Annotated in this window: 13 protein-coding genes, 6 tRNA genes and 1 riboswitch; of the genes, 1 reads left to right on the top strand and 18 read right to left on the bottom strand. The window is 42.5% G+C overall.

All coding sequences use genetic code 11. The annotated features are described in order from the left end of the window. The 8 genes from IEV18_RS08130 to sigW form a co-directional block, all read right to left on the bottom strand. Window positions 1-1,014, bottom strand: coding sequence for a FecCD family ABC transporter permease (locus tag IEV18_RS08130; protein WP_188391907.1), 1,014 nt, complete (start codon window positions 1,012-1,014; stop codon window positions 1-3). Window positions 1,015-1,018: 4 nt separating this feature from the next. Continuing rightward, window positions 1,019-2,014 (bottom strand): ABC transporter substrate-binding protein, encoded by a 996-nt coding sequence (locus IEV18_RS08135; protein ID WP_188391891.1) that lies wholly within the window; start codon window positions 2,012-2,014, stop codon window positions 1,019-1,021. A 120-nt stretch (window positions 2,015-2,134) separates the two neighbouring features. Further along, a riboswitch (cobalamin riboswitch) is annotated at window positions 2,135-2,315 on the bottom strand. 141 nt (window positions 2,316-2,456) lie between these two features. Next, entirely contained in the window at window positions 2,457-4,247 is a 1,791-nt protein-coding gene (locus IEV18_RS08140) for a S9 family peptidase (RefSeq protein ID WP_188391892.1), read from the bottom strand. Window positions 4,248-4,317: 70 nt separating this feature from the next. Beyond that, on the bottom strand, window positions 4,318-5,664 hold the full coding sequence (gene glmM, locus IEV18_RS08145; protein ID WP_188391893.1) for a phosphoglucosamine mutase: 1,347 nt from the start codon (window positions 5,662-5,664) through the stop codon (window positions 4,318-4,320). A 57-nt stretch (window positions 5,665-5,721) separates the two neighbouring features. Further along, entirely contained in the window at window positions 5,722-6,948 is a 1,227-nt protein-coding gene (locus tag IEV18_RS08150; protein WP_188391894.1) for a CdaR family protein, read from the bottom strand. Next, on the bottom strand, window positions 6,941-7,768 hold the full coding sequence (gene cdaA / locus IEV18_RS08155) for a diadenylate cyclase CdaA (RefSeq protein WP_188391895.1): 828 nt from the start codon (window positions 7,766-7,768) through the stop codon (window positions 6,941-6,943). Before cdaA ends, IEV18_RS08150 begins: the two co-directional genes overlap by 8 nt. 148 nt (window positions 7,769-7,916) lie before the next feature. Further along, a complete protein-coding gene (locus tag IEV18_RS08160; protein ID WP_188391896.1) occupies window positions 7,917-8,555 on the bottom strand; it encodes an anti-sigma factor family protein in 639 nt (212 codons plus the stop codon). A 13-nt stretch (window positions 8,556-8,568) separates the two neighbouring features. Further along, complete coding sequence (sigW, locus tag IEV18_RS08165; protein ID WP_188391897.1) at window positions 8,569-9,132, bottom strand: RNA polymerase sigma factor SigW; 564 nt, start codon at window positions 9,130-9,132, stop codon at window positions 8,569-8,571. Between the two features lie 179 nt (window positions 9,133-9,311). Between sigW and IEV18_RS08170 the strand changes: the two genes are divergently transcribed. Beyond that, complete coding sequence (locus tag IEV18_RS08170) at window positions 9,312-9,470, top strand: aspartyl-phosphate phosphatase Spo0E family protein (RefSeq protein ID WP_188391898.1); 159 nt, start codon at window positions 9,312-9,314, stop codon at window positions 9,468-9,470. A gap of 34 nt (window positions 9,471-9,504) precedes the next feature. Here IEV18_RS08170 and IEV18_RS08175 read toward each other — a convergent pair whose 3' ends face one another. From IEV18_RS08175 to IEV18_RS08220, 10 genes are all read right to left on the bottom strand, one after another. Next, window positions 9,505-10,617, bottom strand: coding sequence for a phosphomevalonate kinase (locus IEV18_RS08175; RefSeq protein ID WP_229733597.1), 1,113 nt, complete (start codon window positions 10,615-10,617; stop codon window positions 9,505-9,507). A gap of 11 nt (window positions 10,618-10,628) precedes the next feature. After that, a complete protein-coding gene (gene mvaD / locus IEV18_RS08180; protein ID WP_188391899.1) occupies window positions 10,629-11,603 on the bottom strand; it encodes a diphosphomevalonate decarboxylase in 975 nt (324 codons plus the stop codon). A gap of 180 nt (window positions 11,604-11,783) precedes the next feature. Continuing rightward, complete coding sequence (gene mvk / locus IEV18_RS08185; RefSeq protein WP_188391900.1) at window positions 11,784-12,764, bottom strand: mevalonate kinase; 981 nt, start codon at window positions 12,762-12,764, stop codon at window positions 11,784-11,786. Beyond that, window positions 12,761-14,050, bottom strand: a complete 1,290-nt coding sequence (locus IEV18_RS08190; protein ID WP_188391901.1) for a hydroxymethylglutaryl-CoA reductase, degradative — start codon at window positions 14,048-14,050, stop codon at window positions 12,761-12,763. Before IEV18_RS08190 ends, mvk begins: the two co-directional genes overlap by 4 nt. A 232-nt stretch (window positions 14,051-14,282) precedes the next feature. Then, window positions 14,283-14,355, bottom strand: a tRNA-Lys gene (locus IEV18_RS08195). Between the two features lie 28 nt (window positions 14,356-14,383). Continuing rightward, window positions 14,384-14,457, bottom strand: a tRNA-Gln gene (locus tag IEV18_RS08200). A gap of 19 nt (window positions 14,458-14,476) precedes the next feature. Beyond that, window positions 14,477-14,561 (bottom strand) — tRNA-Tyr (locus IEV18_RS08205). Window positions 14,562-14,603: 42 nt separating this feature from the next. After that, a tRNA-Thr gene (locus IEV18_RS08210) sits at window positions 14,604-14,679 on the bottom strand. Between the two features lie 181 nt (window positions 14,680-14,860). Beyond that, window positions 14,861-14,936, bottom strand: a tRNA-Val gene (locus IEV18_RS08215). An 8-nt stretch (window positions 14,937-14,944) separates the two neighbouring features. Then, window positions 14,945-15,016 (bottom strand) — tRNA-Glu (locus tag IEV18_RS08220). Between the last annotated feature and the right edge of the window lie 190 nt (window positions 15,017-15,206).

A 15,206-nucleotide genomic window follows, 5' to 3' on the forward strand; every position in this document is an offset into this window, starting at 1 on the left:
TTATTTTCGCTGCCTTTGTTTTAATAAAATACTGGCAAATATCGGCGCCCCGATTATTGCCGTTATAACTCCTATCGGGAGAACCCGGGGGGAAATAATCATCCGGGAAACTAAATCCGTTAAAATTAGGAACCCGCTTCCAGCAAGCATGGAGAGAGGCAACAGATGCACATGATTCGGTCCCCACAAACGCCTGACCATATGGGGAATAACCAATCCAACAAAACTTATTGCTCCCGAAACTGCCACTGCCGCTCCTGTCAATATTGACCCGGCAAGCAGTATGAGCAATTTTCGCTTTGCCACATCCACCCCAAGATGCTCCGCCCTTTCCTCTCCAAATGACATCGCATTTAGTTCTTTCGCATTCATCCATAAGAGAACAGTGCCGATAATAAAGAACGGAACGATGATCGCAACATAGCTCCAGCCGCGCATGGCAACACTTCCGAGCAGCCATCCGATAATCGCTTCCAATTCATCCCCGGAAAGAGCGATGAGCAAAGAAATAAAAGCGCCTAAAAAAGAGCTGAAAATTACACCCGTTAAAATGATCGTCTCCACCCGCAACGTCCGGTCTGCCATCCTGGCGAAATATAACACAGCAATAATCGTTAAAAAGGCACTGATGATACTAAATACCGGCAACGTAAAATTACCAAGGAGCGGAATGGAAAGATGGAAAAAGAGAGTGGCCACTGCTCCGACCGAAGCTCCGGAAGAAATGCCTAAAATATACGGGTCTGCCAGCGGATTTCGCAGTAATCCTTGGAAAGCCGCACCGGCAATGGCCAGTGAGGCTCCAACAAATCCGGCCAGCAAGACTCTAGGAAGCCGAATTTCATAAACGATATTGACGTACATATCCTTTACCTGATCCATAATCGGCAAGTGAAAAATTTGTGCACCAATAATTTTCACAATGTCCAAAACCGGTACATGGACACTGCCTATCGATATAGCTGCAACGATGGAACAGAGAAGGAATACAATGGTACTGACGTAAGCCAGCATATATTTACTCTTTAAAAAGCTCTGGATAGACAACTTGAGCTAGCTCCTTTGCACCTTCTGCCAGACGGGGACCGGGACGGCTCACAATATCGGAATGAACATCATAAACATCTTGATTTTTTACCGCCGTAATGCTTTCCCATCCTTCACGGCGAAGCACCCCGCCAGTCGCATCCTCTTCATAAAATCCATACGTTGTCACGATAACATCCGGATTTAATTCAACGACTTTTTCCGGGTCGATTTGTACCCAGCCATCTAATTCTGCTGCTGCATTTTTGGCATGGATGATTCGCAGAAGTTCATCAAAGAACGTATTCGTTCCGGCAGTATAAATATCCGGGGCTGGGGAAACTTCAAAAAACACCGCTTTTTGTTCTTCTTCCGGAATTTCTGCCGTCAGTTCTTCCAATTCGGCAAACTGTTCTTTCATCGTTAAAATTACTTCATCTGCTTCGGAAGTTTTTCCGGTTATTGCACCAATTTGCTCAATCACTCCATAGGTGCTTTCAATATCTTGGGCATCGGCTGCAACGAATACCGGAATATCCGCATCTTTAATTTGCTCTAACGCTTCTTGCGTGCTATTCAATCCGGACTCGTGGGCGAGAACCAAATCCGGTTCAAGGCCGAGAATCGCTTCCACATTTAGCTCCAGTCCACCTACTTTTTCCTTTTCCAATACTTCTTCCGGATAATTATCATAGTCGGAAACCCCGACAATTTGTTCCCCTAATCCAAGGGCATAGGCAATCTCTGTATTGCTGGGAATTAGTGATACAATCCGCTCCGGCGCCTTTTCGAATGTCATTTCTTCACCAATCGCATCCGTAACCGTAACCGGAAATGCGGAATTTTCCTCTGTTTCTGCACTATGTTGGGATTTTTCTGCACGTGCTGCTTCTTCTCCTGCTTCGTTTTCCGGCGTATTGCTGCATGCTGCTAATAACATAACCGAAAAGAATAAAATAGCAAGTATTGCGAACAGTGCTCTTTTCATGCAACGACCTCCTTTATTTTTGCCGAAAATAAAAAACATCTTCACGAGAAATGAAGATGGCAGCAAAAAGGATAAAATGACACAAATATCCCTTTGCACCTTCCTATTCCTCGTAGGTTTGGTGCACAAAGAATACAGGCAGGTCTCCTGGCTTATGGTCATCGCTTACTGCACCTTCCCGTAATAGCTTACAGTGGCATATGCAGCTTGCTCCCAATTACAGTGGCGGGACCGCGTTGGATTTTCACCAAACTTCCCTATTATGATTTCCGAAGAAATCACCTGTACTCTTATATTCATTTTTCACTTACATTTATTATACAGTGTAAAATACTATTTTCCACTATTTTTATAAAAATAAGTATATAATTCACTGATTTTCTAATATGAAACAATATGGAAGCTCTTAATTTTTCGCTTCCACTACTGTTAACAAGAATTCTTACTGATGTTTCTCTAAAAATTCGAGCATCCGTTTATAAACGAGTATTTCATTTTCCTTTTTCGAAAAGCCGTGGCCTTCATCTTCCAGAACAAGATATTCCACATCCCGTCCCTTTTCCTTTAATTTCGCGACGATTTGGTCCGATTCTTCCTTCACTACCCGCGGGTCTTTCGCTCCCTGAATAACGAGCATTGGCTTCGTCATTTGCTCTAAATAGGTAATCGGGGAATCCTTTTCAAAACGTTCCTTATCCCTTTCCGGATCCCCGAGCCACCGGTCCATAATCGGCTGCCAATGAGGAGGCACCGATTTAACAAAGGTAAAGAGATTGGATGGACCAAAAATATCCACCACCGCCCTAAAATATTCCGGATGACGTCCATGGAGCAGAAGGGCCATATATCCGCCATAGCTGCCGCCTACAAGAAACAATTTTTCTCTGCTGGATATACCCTTTTGAAATAACCATTCTATTCCGGCAACATTATCTAAGCGCGGCCCTTCTCCCCAATCCCGTTCTACTAATTTTACAAAGGAGGAGCCGTATCCGGTGCTTCCCCGAAAGTTAGGGGCGAAAATCGTATATCCCCGATTGAGAAATACTTGAAACATGGCACGGTAAAATTTCTGTTCCGCCGCCTGCGGACCCCCATGGGGCCAAAAAATGGTGTACCCATTATCATTTTCCGGTTTTGCTCTAAACAGCAATGCTTCAATCTCCATACCGTCGAAGGATGGATAAGTCACTACCTCCGGTTCGACCATATCTTCCCGGGATACTCCAAGCACACGGTTCGCAGTTAGCATTTCCCATCCTTTTTCAGGAACATATTTATATATATTCATCGGCACCGTTGCTGACCCGCCAAGGGCATACACATTTCCCGATTCTGCTACATGCACCTTCGAAAAGATATCAATTGGCGCCTCAATTTTTTCCAACACATCGTCTTTTAAATGATAGCGATAGAAAAAATGGGCCACTCCTTTTTCTGTAACAACATAAAACTGTTTATTCTGTTTATCCCATGTTAAGCTGATGACACTTTCCTTCTCTATTTTCCGAACGGGGGCAAACCTTTTCGATTGAATGTCAAATTTCGCAATATAGGCGAATTCACTGTCATAATCGGTAAGGAAATAAATTGTATCGTTGTCGGTAAAAACAGGAGAATAGGCAACATGGACTTTTCCCCGGTCTGGGGTTAAATAAAGGGTTTCCTTTTCGGTTTTAACAAACCCGATAACGTACGTATTGGCGAAAGCACGTAAATATACGAGAGACTTTTCGTCTTCCGATACTGCCGCCAATTCCGTCGGAGAAACTTCTCCTTCAAGCAGCAGCACATCGCTCTTGTCTTCCAAATTGTACACCCGTGTATTCAAAAAATTCGGATTGTCTTTTGACGTATTATAATAAATCCGTTTCCCGTCTTTGCTTAAATGGGAAAGAATGTATTTCTCGTCTTCTTCTCCGGTAACTAACGGCTGAGGCAAACCGCCATCATACGGAATGGCATAGATTTGGTAATTTTCATCCCCGTCCCGGTCATACCCGGCGAGCACAAATTTATTACTCGGATCGATTTTAATATAACCAATCGACTCATCATGATGGGCAAACAGGTAAGGAAAACGGGAATTTTTCAAATCGATTGCCCACAAATTCATTTTTCCGTTTAAGTTAGAGCTGAAAATTAACCTCTCTTCATCATTGCTGAAGGCAAAGTCGGTAATCGCATACGTTCGAAAAAACTGTTCTACCGTCGGTTTCGGAAAATCAATCATATTCACTTCCCCCTTTATTTATAAAAAAAGAGCATCCAAAGTTAAGGCAAACTCTAGATGCTCCATTGTCCTATTCTTTTACCCCAAATAACTCTTCAACTACTTTTACAATACGGTCGGTATAATTCTCACATGCTTCTTCCGTCGGTGCTTCCACCATAACGCGAATGAGCGGTTCGGTACCAGACGGCCGTACCAGTACGCGGCCTTCATTCCCAAGCTCTTTTTCCACTGCTTCAATTTCTTCTTGAATTCGGCTATTTGTCATTGCCTCTTCTTTATTGGCAACCTTCACATTTTTTAACACTTGCGGGAACACCTTCATTTCCGATGCCAACTCGGATAATGGCTTTCCGGTTTCTTTTATTACATTTAATAATTGTAGCGCGGATAACATGCCGTCTCCCGTCGTCGTGTGATTCAGAAAGATAATATGTCCCGATTGTTCCCCGCCCAGCACATATCCGCCTTTTCGCATTTCTTCCATTACATATTTATCCCCGACGGCGGTTTTCTTGCTGGATATTTCATTCGCTTCCAATGCTTTGTAAAAGCCGATATTGCTCATTACAGTGGAGACAACCGTATTGTGAGGGAGCATTCCTCTTTCTTTTAAAAACTTAGCACAAATGTACATAATTTGGTCCCCGTCGACCAAATTCCCCTTCTCGTCTACAGCAATCAAACGGTCCCCATCTCCGTCAAACGCAAGGCCGACGTCCGCTTCTTTTTCCAAAACAAAGGCCTGCAGCGATTCGGGATGGGTTGAGCCTACACCATCATTAATATTCAACCCATTTGGTGTAGAACCAATCGAAAATACGTCTGCTTCCAAATCGGCAAATAAATGGGTAGCAAGGCTCGATGTTGCTCCATGGGCACAATCTAAAGCAACGGTTAATCCTTCCAAATCATTATCAATTGTATCCTTAAGAAAGGATAAATACTTTTGTCCGCCTTCATAGTAATCATTAATATTTCCGATGCCAGCTCCGGTTGGACGAGGCAAATTATCTTCCGCATCAAGCAAACGTTCCATCTCGTTTTCCTGTTCATCACTTAATTTGAAACCATCCGGGCCAAAAAACTTTATCCCATTATCTTCCACCGGATTATGGGATGCGGAAATCATAATTCCCGCACTGGCGCTTAGCGCTTTCGTTAAATAAGCAACTCCAGGAGTAGAGATAACACCGAGCCGCATTACTTCTGCACCAACGGAAAGCAAGCCTGACACAAGGGCCCCTTCCAGCATTTCTCCTGAGATTCTCGTATCCCGGCCAATAATCACTTTCGGCTTCTCTGATTTTTGTCCTAACAAATATCCACTGACACGTCCAAGCTTAAAAGCCAATTCAGGAGTTAATTCAACGTTGGCCACTCCTCTGACACCATCAGTTCCAAAGTATTTTCCCATTAATGATCTCTCCTTTACTTCCATACCCACAGATTATCGTTGAGAGCTATGTAATTCTTACTGTGCAATTTCAATCGTTACTTCTTCTACATCCAGTTCCACCGTTAAATCGTCCATATTTGGAATTTCTACCGCTACAGGCAATGAAATCTCGCCTGCAGCGGATTGTTGCACGGTAACATAAGGGATAATCTCTTCCCTCAAAACTTCTTTCGTAACGGATTGATTACCAGTAATGGTAACATCCAACTGCCCATTTTCCGGCTGTATAAATTGAAATTGTTCTTCATCAATTCCCCGCACTTCAATAGGCACGTTCCGGAATACGCGTGTTTCCTTAATTTCTATCGATACTTCAATCGATTCTACATCAGGGACGATAATCCCTTCCGGCAATGCCAATTTCAGCTCGACCGTTCCAGACTCCCGAATTTCTGATAAATTAAGCTCTTCAGTTGCAATCGAACTAACGGTTTCCAAAACATTGCTTGTCCCAAAGATTTCAATTTCTTCCACGCTAGGGGTGATGGACAGTAGTTCGTACCCTTCCGGCAGCTCGCCGACGGTCGGTACTTCGACGCTGACCGTTTTGCTCGGATTATTTATTTCCGCAGATACAACAACTGTTTCAGGGTCCAGTCTAACATTTAATTCATTGCCCTGACCGTCGTAAACATTAATTGGCACTTCCCGATTCCGAATCGGCTCCGTTAATCCGGCTACATCTACAAATACTTTTACAATTTTCACTTGATCGATTACTGTTCGGGAGCTTGTAATTGTTACTACTTCTGGTTTTATCTCGAAACTGCCTAATTCGTATCCCGGCGGAAGCTGATCTTTATTAATAAATTCAACGGATATAGGGAATTCGGCACTTGCCCGCTCCTCAATGTACACTTCAACGCTCTTTGGCTCAATAAATACATCGAGTTCATCGGTAATGTTGTGCTCAATTTCTACAACGTGCTCCCCTTCTTCTAAGCCTTTCAAGTCGACAAAAACACTAAAATTACGCTGTACAACCGTTGGCCGCAAAACACTTGGAGGACCAGAAAGGCTGACAGTGACAAACTCCGGGACCCCTGTTACGACATAATTTTCTTCATCGATACGTATTTCTACAGGCACGTCATCAAGAGTTTCCGACTCTTTTGCCAAACCTGGAAGAGCAGCATTTGATTGGGTAGAGTTTTGATCTACATGGACGAAAACATACAAAATAATCGCGAAGGCTAATGAAGCAACTCGGACAAACCATTTGCTTTTAAACCAATTATCCATTCTTGCTTCCCCTCCGTTTCCAATACTTGCGGTGGTTCCCTTCCAATTCTATTTGGGACAGGTGGGCAGAAAGCATTTTTTGCAGCCGCTCTTCATCAATATCTCGATGCAGCTCCCCGTTTTTCGTACACGAAATGGCCCCTGTTTCCTCCGAAACAACGATGGTTAGTGCATCAGTAACTTCGCTAATCCCCATTGCCGCACGATGTCTCGTTCCTAATTCCTTTGATATAAATGGACTCTCTGAAAGCGGCAAGTAACAGGCAGCAGCATTGATTTTGCCATCTTTTATGATTACTGCACCGTCATGGAGGGGGGTGTTTGGCGTAAATATATTTGTGAGCAGCTGATGGGTCAGTTTCCCATCTACCATAATTCCCGTCTCAGCGTATTCGCCAATTCCCGTTTCCCCTTCGATAGTAATTAATGCTCCAATTCTCCTTTTGGCCATATATTTACACGACTCTACAATCGAACTGATTAACTGGCTTGTTATTTCTTCTTCCGATCTCGAACTGCGGGAAAACAGATTTCCCCGGCCAATTTGCTCCAGCGCCCTTCTTAGCTCCGGCTGGAATAATATGATGATGACAAGAAATCCCCATATAATCGCCTGATTTGTCAGCCATTTAATCGTTTGCAAGTCAAGTGCAATACTGATGAGCCATACACCGAGAATAACAGCAATTCCTTTTAAAAGCTGGATTGCCTTTGTTCCCCGGATGAGCATCATTAATTTATATATTACATACCAGACGAGAGCGATATCGATTCCAATACGCAAGAGATCAATAAAACTCAATCCCCCATCAAATGGCATGTTCACACATCCTTATCTGCAATATGAATTTTTCGGTGACGATAAATAATACTGATTCATATTATACCACCAATCAGCCCATATAACATCTACCGGAAAATAATAAGCTTAAAAAATGCGAATACAGCTGGAAGCTATATTCGCAACGTTACATTGCAAATACTTTTTGTATTATTTCGTTTATATGATACCATATCCATTCAAAAATACGGTCCACCGTTTTCAATTCGCCATTTACTTCCCCGACAGAGGCCATTAAGCCTTCCTGATCTTGAGAAGGTTCTTCTTCAATGAGCTTTCCATTAAAGATCGTTACATTGCCGTCTATTTTTCCTTTAACGACTAAATTGCCATTTTTTATTAATAAGTCATCTTCGATCGTTACGCCCTCCGGAACGATGACCGTATCTCCCTGAATAATCAGATTGTCAGTTTTGGATACGACCAGCTCATTGCTCTGATTCCAAAAAGAGAACATTCCGCCGAACATAAAGACAAAAAATACTGCAGCCGCCACCAGAAAAGGATGACCTTTGAATAAACGGATGACTTTCATTCGTTTTTTCTCTTTTGGCAAGGACTTCATGACATTTTCTGTAAAATGGAGAGGAGCAGCTATTTGCTCTGTACTCTGGATCAATGCAATCGTTCGGTTTAATTCATGAAAATGTTTCTGACATGCCTCGCACTCTTCCAAATGCTTGCTTAACACCAATTCTTCTTCCTTCGTTAAATCGCCGTCTAAATATTTATGCATTAATTTAATATGCTCTTTATGGGCATCCATTGTTTTCACTCCTTTACACGTGACGAAGCCTTTTCCGTAAAGCTTCCCGTCCCCGGTGAATTCTCGTTTTCACCGTTCCAATCGGTATGTCCAAAATTTCGCTAATCTCCTGGAGGGAAAATTCCTCTAAATAACGCAAAACGATAATGCTGCGATATTTTGGAGGGAGCTCTGAAATTTCCTTATGAATGTAACGCTGAAGTTCGTTGCTTTCCAGTTCTTCGGCCGGCGTACGGTCAGATGCAGCCATCTGGGAGTACATATCCAAGCCATCAGTTCCTTTAACTTCCGCATCAAGGAAATAATCCGGTTTTCTTTTTCGTATTCGGTCAATGGACAAATTCGTTGCAATCCGATACAACCAAGATGAGAATTTCCTGCGTTCATCAAAGGAATCGATATTTACGTACGCACGAATAAATGCCTCCTGTGCTATATCCTCCGCCTCGTGTACATTGCCTAACATGCGATAACAATGCTGGTATATCTTATTCTGATACAATTCAACAATTTCCCGATAGGCTGATTGATCCCCTTTTTTTACTTGCTTTATTCTTTCTTTTACGATATGTTCCATTCATTTACCTCCGCTTACTTGCGGTATTATTGTTACGTTTTAATCCGGTTGCAGGTTTCAATAAAAAATTTTTGATATTTTTAGCCTCTTCATCTATAAAATTGCAAATATTTTAATGTTGTCTTTTTTTAAATATCTTTTAATATAGTATACAGGATGTATAAAAGGAGGTAAATACGATGACAAGAACGGCTTTATTGAACAAAATTGAGGAATGCCGCAAAGAAATGCTTTTACTTAGCAAACAACACGATTTATCCTCCGATATTGTCATTTCTTCAAGCAGAAAATTAGACAAGCTGATTAATGATTACTTGAAATATTGTTCCGTCCCATAAAAATAGACATGAATCTGTTAAAAAGGATTCATGTCTATTTTATTTCATCGTTAATGACACAGACACCTCGAATATCCGGCTGGAGACTGAGGGGGCGTATTCCTTCCTGCATCCAAGCCTTATTTAAATTTTCTTGCGCTTCCTTAGAAGGCATAAAACTAATTCCGCAATCTCCGCCGCCGGCACCCGATGGCTTTCCTGCACCGCCATATTTTTCGGCGATGTCACTTAATGTTTTAAGCAATGGAGTCTCAATGTCCGCTCCAGCATCCTTGCCCAAGCGAGCCAACGCTTTCCGATTCTCTTTCGTTCCTTCCATAAGAAGCGGCAAATTCCCTTGCCGAACGCCATCTGCCATCTTCTTTACAGCATTACGGCTCTGATATAAAAATAATGCAAACCGTTCAGGATTAGCCTTTTTTAATTTTAATACTTGGTCGACAAGTTTCCCGGTTGAAGCTGCTTTTTTTGTCCAGCCAACACAAAACAATATATTATTCGGAATTGGGATTGGCTTTATGGATAAATAAAGCCAATTTTTCTCGATGAGATCATGTATAGATTTGCTATCCGACCATGCTTTCAGCAGCCATTCTGCCTGAAAAGAGGAATATTGGATCAGTCCGCCGAAACATGAGGCGGCAATGTCCGCCCCGGAGCCATTTCCTTGTATAATAACATGGGTTAAGGAAGCCAATTTAAAAATCAGTTCTTTATCCGCTTCCTCTTTCAAAAAATAATTTAAGATTGCTGTTACTGCTGCCGTCGTCACTGCAGCACTGGAACCGAGGCCATATTTTACTCCCGATTCATCTTTTAATTCACTGCGGATGGATAAACGGACAGGCGGAAAGGAAACTCCCTTTTCATCCAAATAGCGATACGCAATCGTCATTGCCTGTTCGACAAATTTCTTTCTCATATCCTCAATATGAAGAACGATATTCCCATTTTCCCATGAAAAAGATATATCGTTTAAGCCAAAATCCAACAAAGATACACGATTTTCGTCTGATGCCTGAATCTCTGCAAATATATAACGGTCTACCGCCATAACCAAACAATGTTCATCCGGTTCCAGTACAGCGAATTCTCCTGCAATCATCAGCTTCCCGGGAACGCGAATCGTCATTTTTTCTGTATGCAAGACTAATCCTCCTAAAGGTATGTAATTCCTGGTCCTGGCTTGCTCAATATGACATCAGTGACATCAGGTATCGATTTTAATGCTGCAGCAACTTTTGCTTCGGACTCGGGCAGGTAAAGCACTTTCACGTTTGGTCCGGCATCAATCGTAAAATAGGCCGGTATCCCTTCTTCCCGTAATTGCTGCACAGCATGCATTACCCGTACGGTTGAATCAAGCCAATAGGTAAACGGCGGATTTGCTGCTAACGTTGTTGCGTGCATTTTCAGACAGTTTGATTCGGCAATGGAACCGAGTTTTTCAAAATCCTTTTCCCGAATTGCTTCTTTAATATTTTCCAAATCATTCGGGACGGAAGCTAACCAACCGGAGTAATACGGGGAAGTATCCACCGTACGTTTCATGCCAGAACGGCTTGATACTTTTTTTGTTTTTGCAGTTAAGACAACGCCAGCCATGCGAACATCCCAGTAATTTTCAGAAGCAATCGGAACTCCATAGGAATCCGAGCCGTCTTCCTTCTCCCCCATTTGCCATTCAACAAAACCACCGTATATGGAACGGCAGGCAGAGCCAGAACCTTGTCTTGTCAAAATGGAAAGCTCTTTATCGTCCAGCTGTAAACCTAATGCTTTCGTTGCCGATGCTGCCAGCGCTGCAAAACCCGATGCTGAAGAGGCAAAACCGGCTGCCGTAGGAACTTCATTTGTAGAATCAATATGAGCATACCGTTCCGTCTTACTATAGGAGCGAATTAAATCGAGGTAGGAAGAAACCCGCTCGTAAGCTTCCCCTTCCACTTCTTTGCCGTTTAAAATAAAAACGTCCTTTGACAAATCATCGCGGAATTCCGTCGTCGTTACGGTGTAAAAACCGTCAAGCGTTAAAGACAGGCTGCTGTTTGTCGGCAATATTAATTTTTCATTGCGCTTTCCCCAATATTTAATTAAAGCAATATTCGTATGTGCTTTCGCTGTTACTCTCAATGACTTAACTCCTTTTTTTCGCATTAATGGTGTATTTACCTATCCATACTTAATCATGCACGTAATTTGTATTATTCCATGCTTATATAAATAATTCCACCAGCGAAAGGATAGGCTGGTGGAAAATGAATTTAGCTTGGGCAAACATTCCACATGCATTTGCTTAAGCGATTAGGAAATTTATTCTTCCATCGAGCTACTCGGGCTCTTCTTTAAAACAAAAGGCCATACTGCATGGGCACCATATTTTCTTAATTTTTCTGCCAGCTGACGGGAATGCATTTCATTCTGGGCAAGAGCAATAATACAGCCTCCATTTCCTCCGCCAGTCAATTTCGCTCCAAGGGCACCTTCTTGCTTAGCAAAATAAATTAGCCGATTTAACCCAGCGTCACTAACCCCTAACGCCTCTAATTCTTTTTGTGCTTCATCTAATAATTGGCCTAAAATGTATTTTCCGGCCTTCTCCAATGCATGTTTTGCCTGATACGTCAATTCACCGATCCGTTCCAATTTCCGCTGGATTTTTTTCGGTGCTGCTTTCAATAAGCGGGCAACCGACTCAACAGATGAACGGGTGTCCCCGACCCGGCCAGAATCTGCCACGATGAAGTGAAAGTCTTCCTTCAAATGAATGTACTGAATTGGAGATTCTTTTTCAAACCAAATAGGAGAATCCAGCGTTATCGTCAATGTATCGATTCCGCTTGGTGACCCATGGGCAAACCTTTCAGCAATATTCGCCAGGTTCAGTATTTCCTTTTCATTGTAGGAACGGTTTGCATAGGCAAAAAGTGACCGGATAATCGAAATGGCTACAGAGGCGCTTGAGCCAAGACCTTTCCCGGGAGGAATGGATGAGCTTATACGAATAAGCAAATCCCGGCATGGCAAGCCTAAATAATCTAATGTTCCTCTGATACATTTGGCGATTCCCTTTAACGAATGTGGGACGGAATCCATCGGACCATGATAAAAGGCGCTGTCCAGTTTTACCGATCCTGGCACGTATTCTACGACGGTTTCCACACCGATTAGCGGAAATGGAAGGGCAATTGCGGGCTGTCCGTGTACAACCGCATGTTCCCCTATTAGTATCACTTTACTGTGAGCAACGCCAATCGCTGTTTTTTCTGTTGTCGTTACCTTTTCTGCACTCATTTTGTCAACTGTTCCACCAATTCTTTTGCTTTACCAACACGGATTTCTTTTCGTTTAATCAATTCTTCTGCAACGATATCAATCATCTCCCCTGTAGCTCCTGCAGCTATTGCAACCGAGCGAGAATGCAATGCCATGTGTCCTTTTTGAATTCCGTCTGTTGCCAATGCCTTTAACGCTCCCAAATTTTGTGCTAATCCTACAGCAACAATAACTTCCGCCAATTCTCTTGACGATTGGATATCCATCAGATCTAAAGCGAATTTCGCCAGCGGATGAACCCGTGTTGCACCACCGACAGTGCCGATAGACATTGGTAATTCCAATTCCCCGACTAAATTACCTTCTTCATCTTTATACCACTCGGTCATTGACGTATATACACCATTTCTGCTTGCATATGCATGGGCTCCGGCTTCCACTGCGCGCCAATCATTCCCCGTCGCTATAACTACCGGATCAATTCCATTCATAATTCCTTTATTATGAGTAACCGCCCGGTACGGGTCAGACGCGGCAAACTCATAGGCAAGAATAACCCCATCCCTAACTTCCTCGCCAGAGAAATCTCCGGTTTTCAGCAGTTCTGGAGGAATGACGCACCGTGCCTTTGCCAAGCATTGATCAGCGTAGTTTGAGAGAATTCTTAAATACACTTTTCCTTTCGTCAATTCCTCTACCGTCGGGGCAAGGGATTCAACCATTGTATTGATAATATTTGCCCCCATCGCATCACATGTATCGATATATAAATGCAATATAAGCATTTTGCTATATGCCGATTGTGCGTCATCATTCAAGATGCGGACATCTAAATCCTTTGCACCGCCGCCCCTTGCAACAATACTCGGATATGCATCATTGGCAGCTTTAATTAGCATCTCCTTTTCCTTAAGCAATGTTTCCTTTGCCTTAGAGAAATCCTCACAGCCAACGACCTGAATCTGACCAATCATAATTCTCTCCGTTGAAGTGGCCGTAAACCCGCCTGCCTGGCGGACAATTCTTGCAATATGACTCGATGAGGCAACGATTGAAGCTTCCTCTACTGCCATTGGTACGACATAATCTTTGCCATTAATTAGAAAGTTCAAGCCAAGACCAAGAGGAAGCTGAAATGTACCGATGACATTTTCAATCATTTTGTCCGCAGTATCAACCGTTAATGGAGCATCTTCCGTAAGCTTCGTAAAATTATCGTCAGAAAAAGTATGTAGCTTTTTTAACAAACTTCTACGTTCTTCCACCGACATATTATAGAATCCAGGTATTCTGGATGTTTCCATAGTGTATCATCCTTTTAATCCAATTCTTAATTTCGCACGATAATCCAGTAATATTATAACATGTTCTTCTTATTATCTTTATTAGAAAAAAGCAAATTATGATAAAAAATTCTTCAAAAGTTATCTCTATTAATTCTATCTTAACTTATTATGTAAAAAAACCGCGTATAATGCAAATAAACAAGGTATTCATACCTTGTTTATTTCCTCGCTGTGTATAAAGCTTTCATAATGAGCCATGAAGGACTCGAACCTTCGACCCTCTGATTAAAAGTCAGATGCTCTACCGACTGAGCTAATGGCTCTGCTTGCCTTTACAAAAAGGCAAAAAAATGGCTGGGCTACTAGGATTCGAACCTAGGATCACGGGACCAAAACCCGTTGCCTTACCGCTTGGCTATAGCCCAACAATAAAAATTCAGTTAATGGTGGAGGGGGAGAGATTCGAACTCCCGAACCCTGAGGGAGCGGATTTACAGTCCGCCGCGTTTAGCCACTTCGCTACCCCTCCATATATTTTCCTTTAACTTATATTTTATGCTTATGAAATGAATGGTGCCGGCCAGAGGACTTGAACCCCCAACCTACTGATTACAAGTCAGTTGCTCTACCAATTGAGCTAGACCGGCATATTTATTAACAAGTATAATTAGCATAAAACTTATGGGAAATATTGGGTTGCTCGTCGTGTTGCAAGCTTATTCAGTGACGCAGCACTCCTCGCAACTCGCAGCATATTCGGCAGATGCATTGCTCGTTGCTCTACCAATTGAGCTAGACCGGCAAAGGAAAAATACCCTTAGACACAAATGGTGGAGGATACAGGGCTCGAACCTGTGACCCCTTGCTTGTAAGGCAAGTGCTCTCCCAGCTGAGCTAATCCTCCAGAAAAAGTGACCCGTACGGGATTCGAACCCGTGTTACCGCCGTGAAAGGGCGGTGTCTTAACCACTTGACCAACGGGCCATATCGGTAATAAAATTTGTGGTTTTCGAACTGACGAATTCTATTATAACCGGGTTTCGACAATTTGTAAAGGGTAAAATTATTTAAGTTTACCGATTTTCTTTGTTATACCTTCAATCCATTCGTATTTTTTAATCGAAGAAACTTGAATTTATATTTCTGTGTGGAAAAAGTTTATTTTTACCAACAC

Origin of the sequence: Compostibacillus humi, from assembly GCF_014637175.1 — a bacterium.
Classification (GTDB): Bacteria; Bacillota; Bacilli; order Bacillales; family Amphibacillaceae; genus Oceanobacillus; species Oceanobacillus humi.

Excerpts from the sequence above, each read along its gene's own strand:
- IEV18_RS08150 (WP_188391894.1), bottom strand. The coding sequence starts at position 6,948 with ATGGATAATTGGTTTAAAAGCAAATGGTTTGTCCGAGTTGCTTCATTA.
- glmM (WP_188391893.1), bottom strand. The coding sequence starts at position 5,664 with ATGGGAAAATACTTTGGAACTGATGGTGTCAGAGGAGTGGCCAACGTT.
- IEV18_RS08135 (WP_188391891.1), bottom strand. The coding sequence starts at position 2,014 with ATGAAAAGAGCACTGTTCGCAATACTTGCTATTTTATTCTTTTCGGTT.
- IEV18_RS08160 (WP_188391896.1), bottom strand. The coding sequence starts at position 8,555 with ATGGATGCCCATAAAGAGCATATTAAATTAATGCATAAATATTTAGAC.
- mvk (WP_188391900.1), bottom strand. The coding sequence starts at position 12,764 with ATGAGTGCAGAAAAGGTAACGACAACAGAAAAAACAGCGATTGGCGTT.
- IEV18_RS08170 (WP_188391898.1), top strand. The coding sequence starts at position 9,312 with ATGACAAGAACGGCTTTATTGAACAAAATTGAGGAATGCCGCAAAGAA.
- sigW (WP_188391897.1), bottom strand. The coding sequence starts at position 9,132 with ATGGAACATATCGTAAAAGAAAGAATAAAGCAAGTAAAAAAAGGGGAT.
- IEV18_RS08140 (WP_188391892.1), bottom strand. The coding sequence starts at position 4,247 with ATGATTGATTTTCCGAAACCGACGGTAGAACAGTTTTTTCGAACGTAT.
- IEV18_RS08130 (WP_188391907.1), bottom strand. The coding sequence starts at position 1,014 with ATGCTGGCTTACGTCAGTACCATTGTATTCCTTCTCTGTTCCATCGTT.
- cdaA (WP_188391895.1), bottom strand. The coding sequence starts at position 7,768 with ATGCCATTTGATGGGGGATTGAGTTTTATTGATCTCTTGCGTATTGGA.
- IEV18_RS08190 (WP_188391901.1), bottom strand. The coding sequence starts at position 14,050 with ATGGAAACATCCAGAATACCTGGATTCTATAATATGTCGGTGGAAGAA.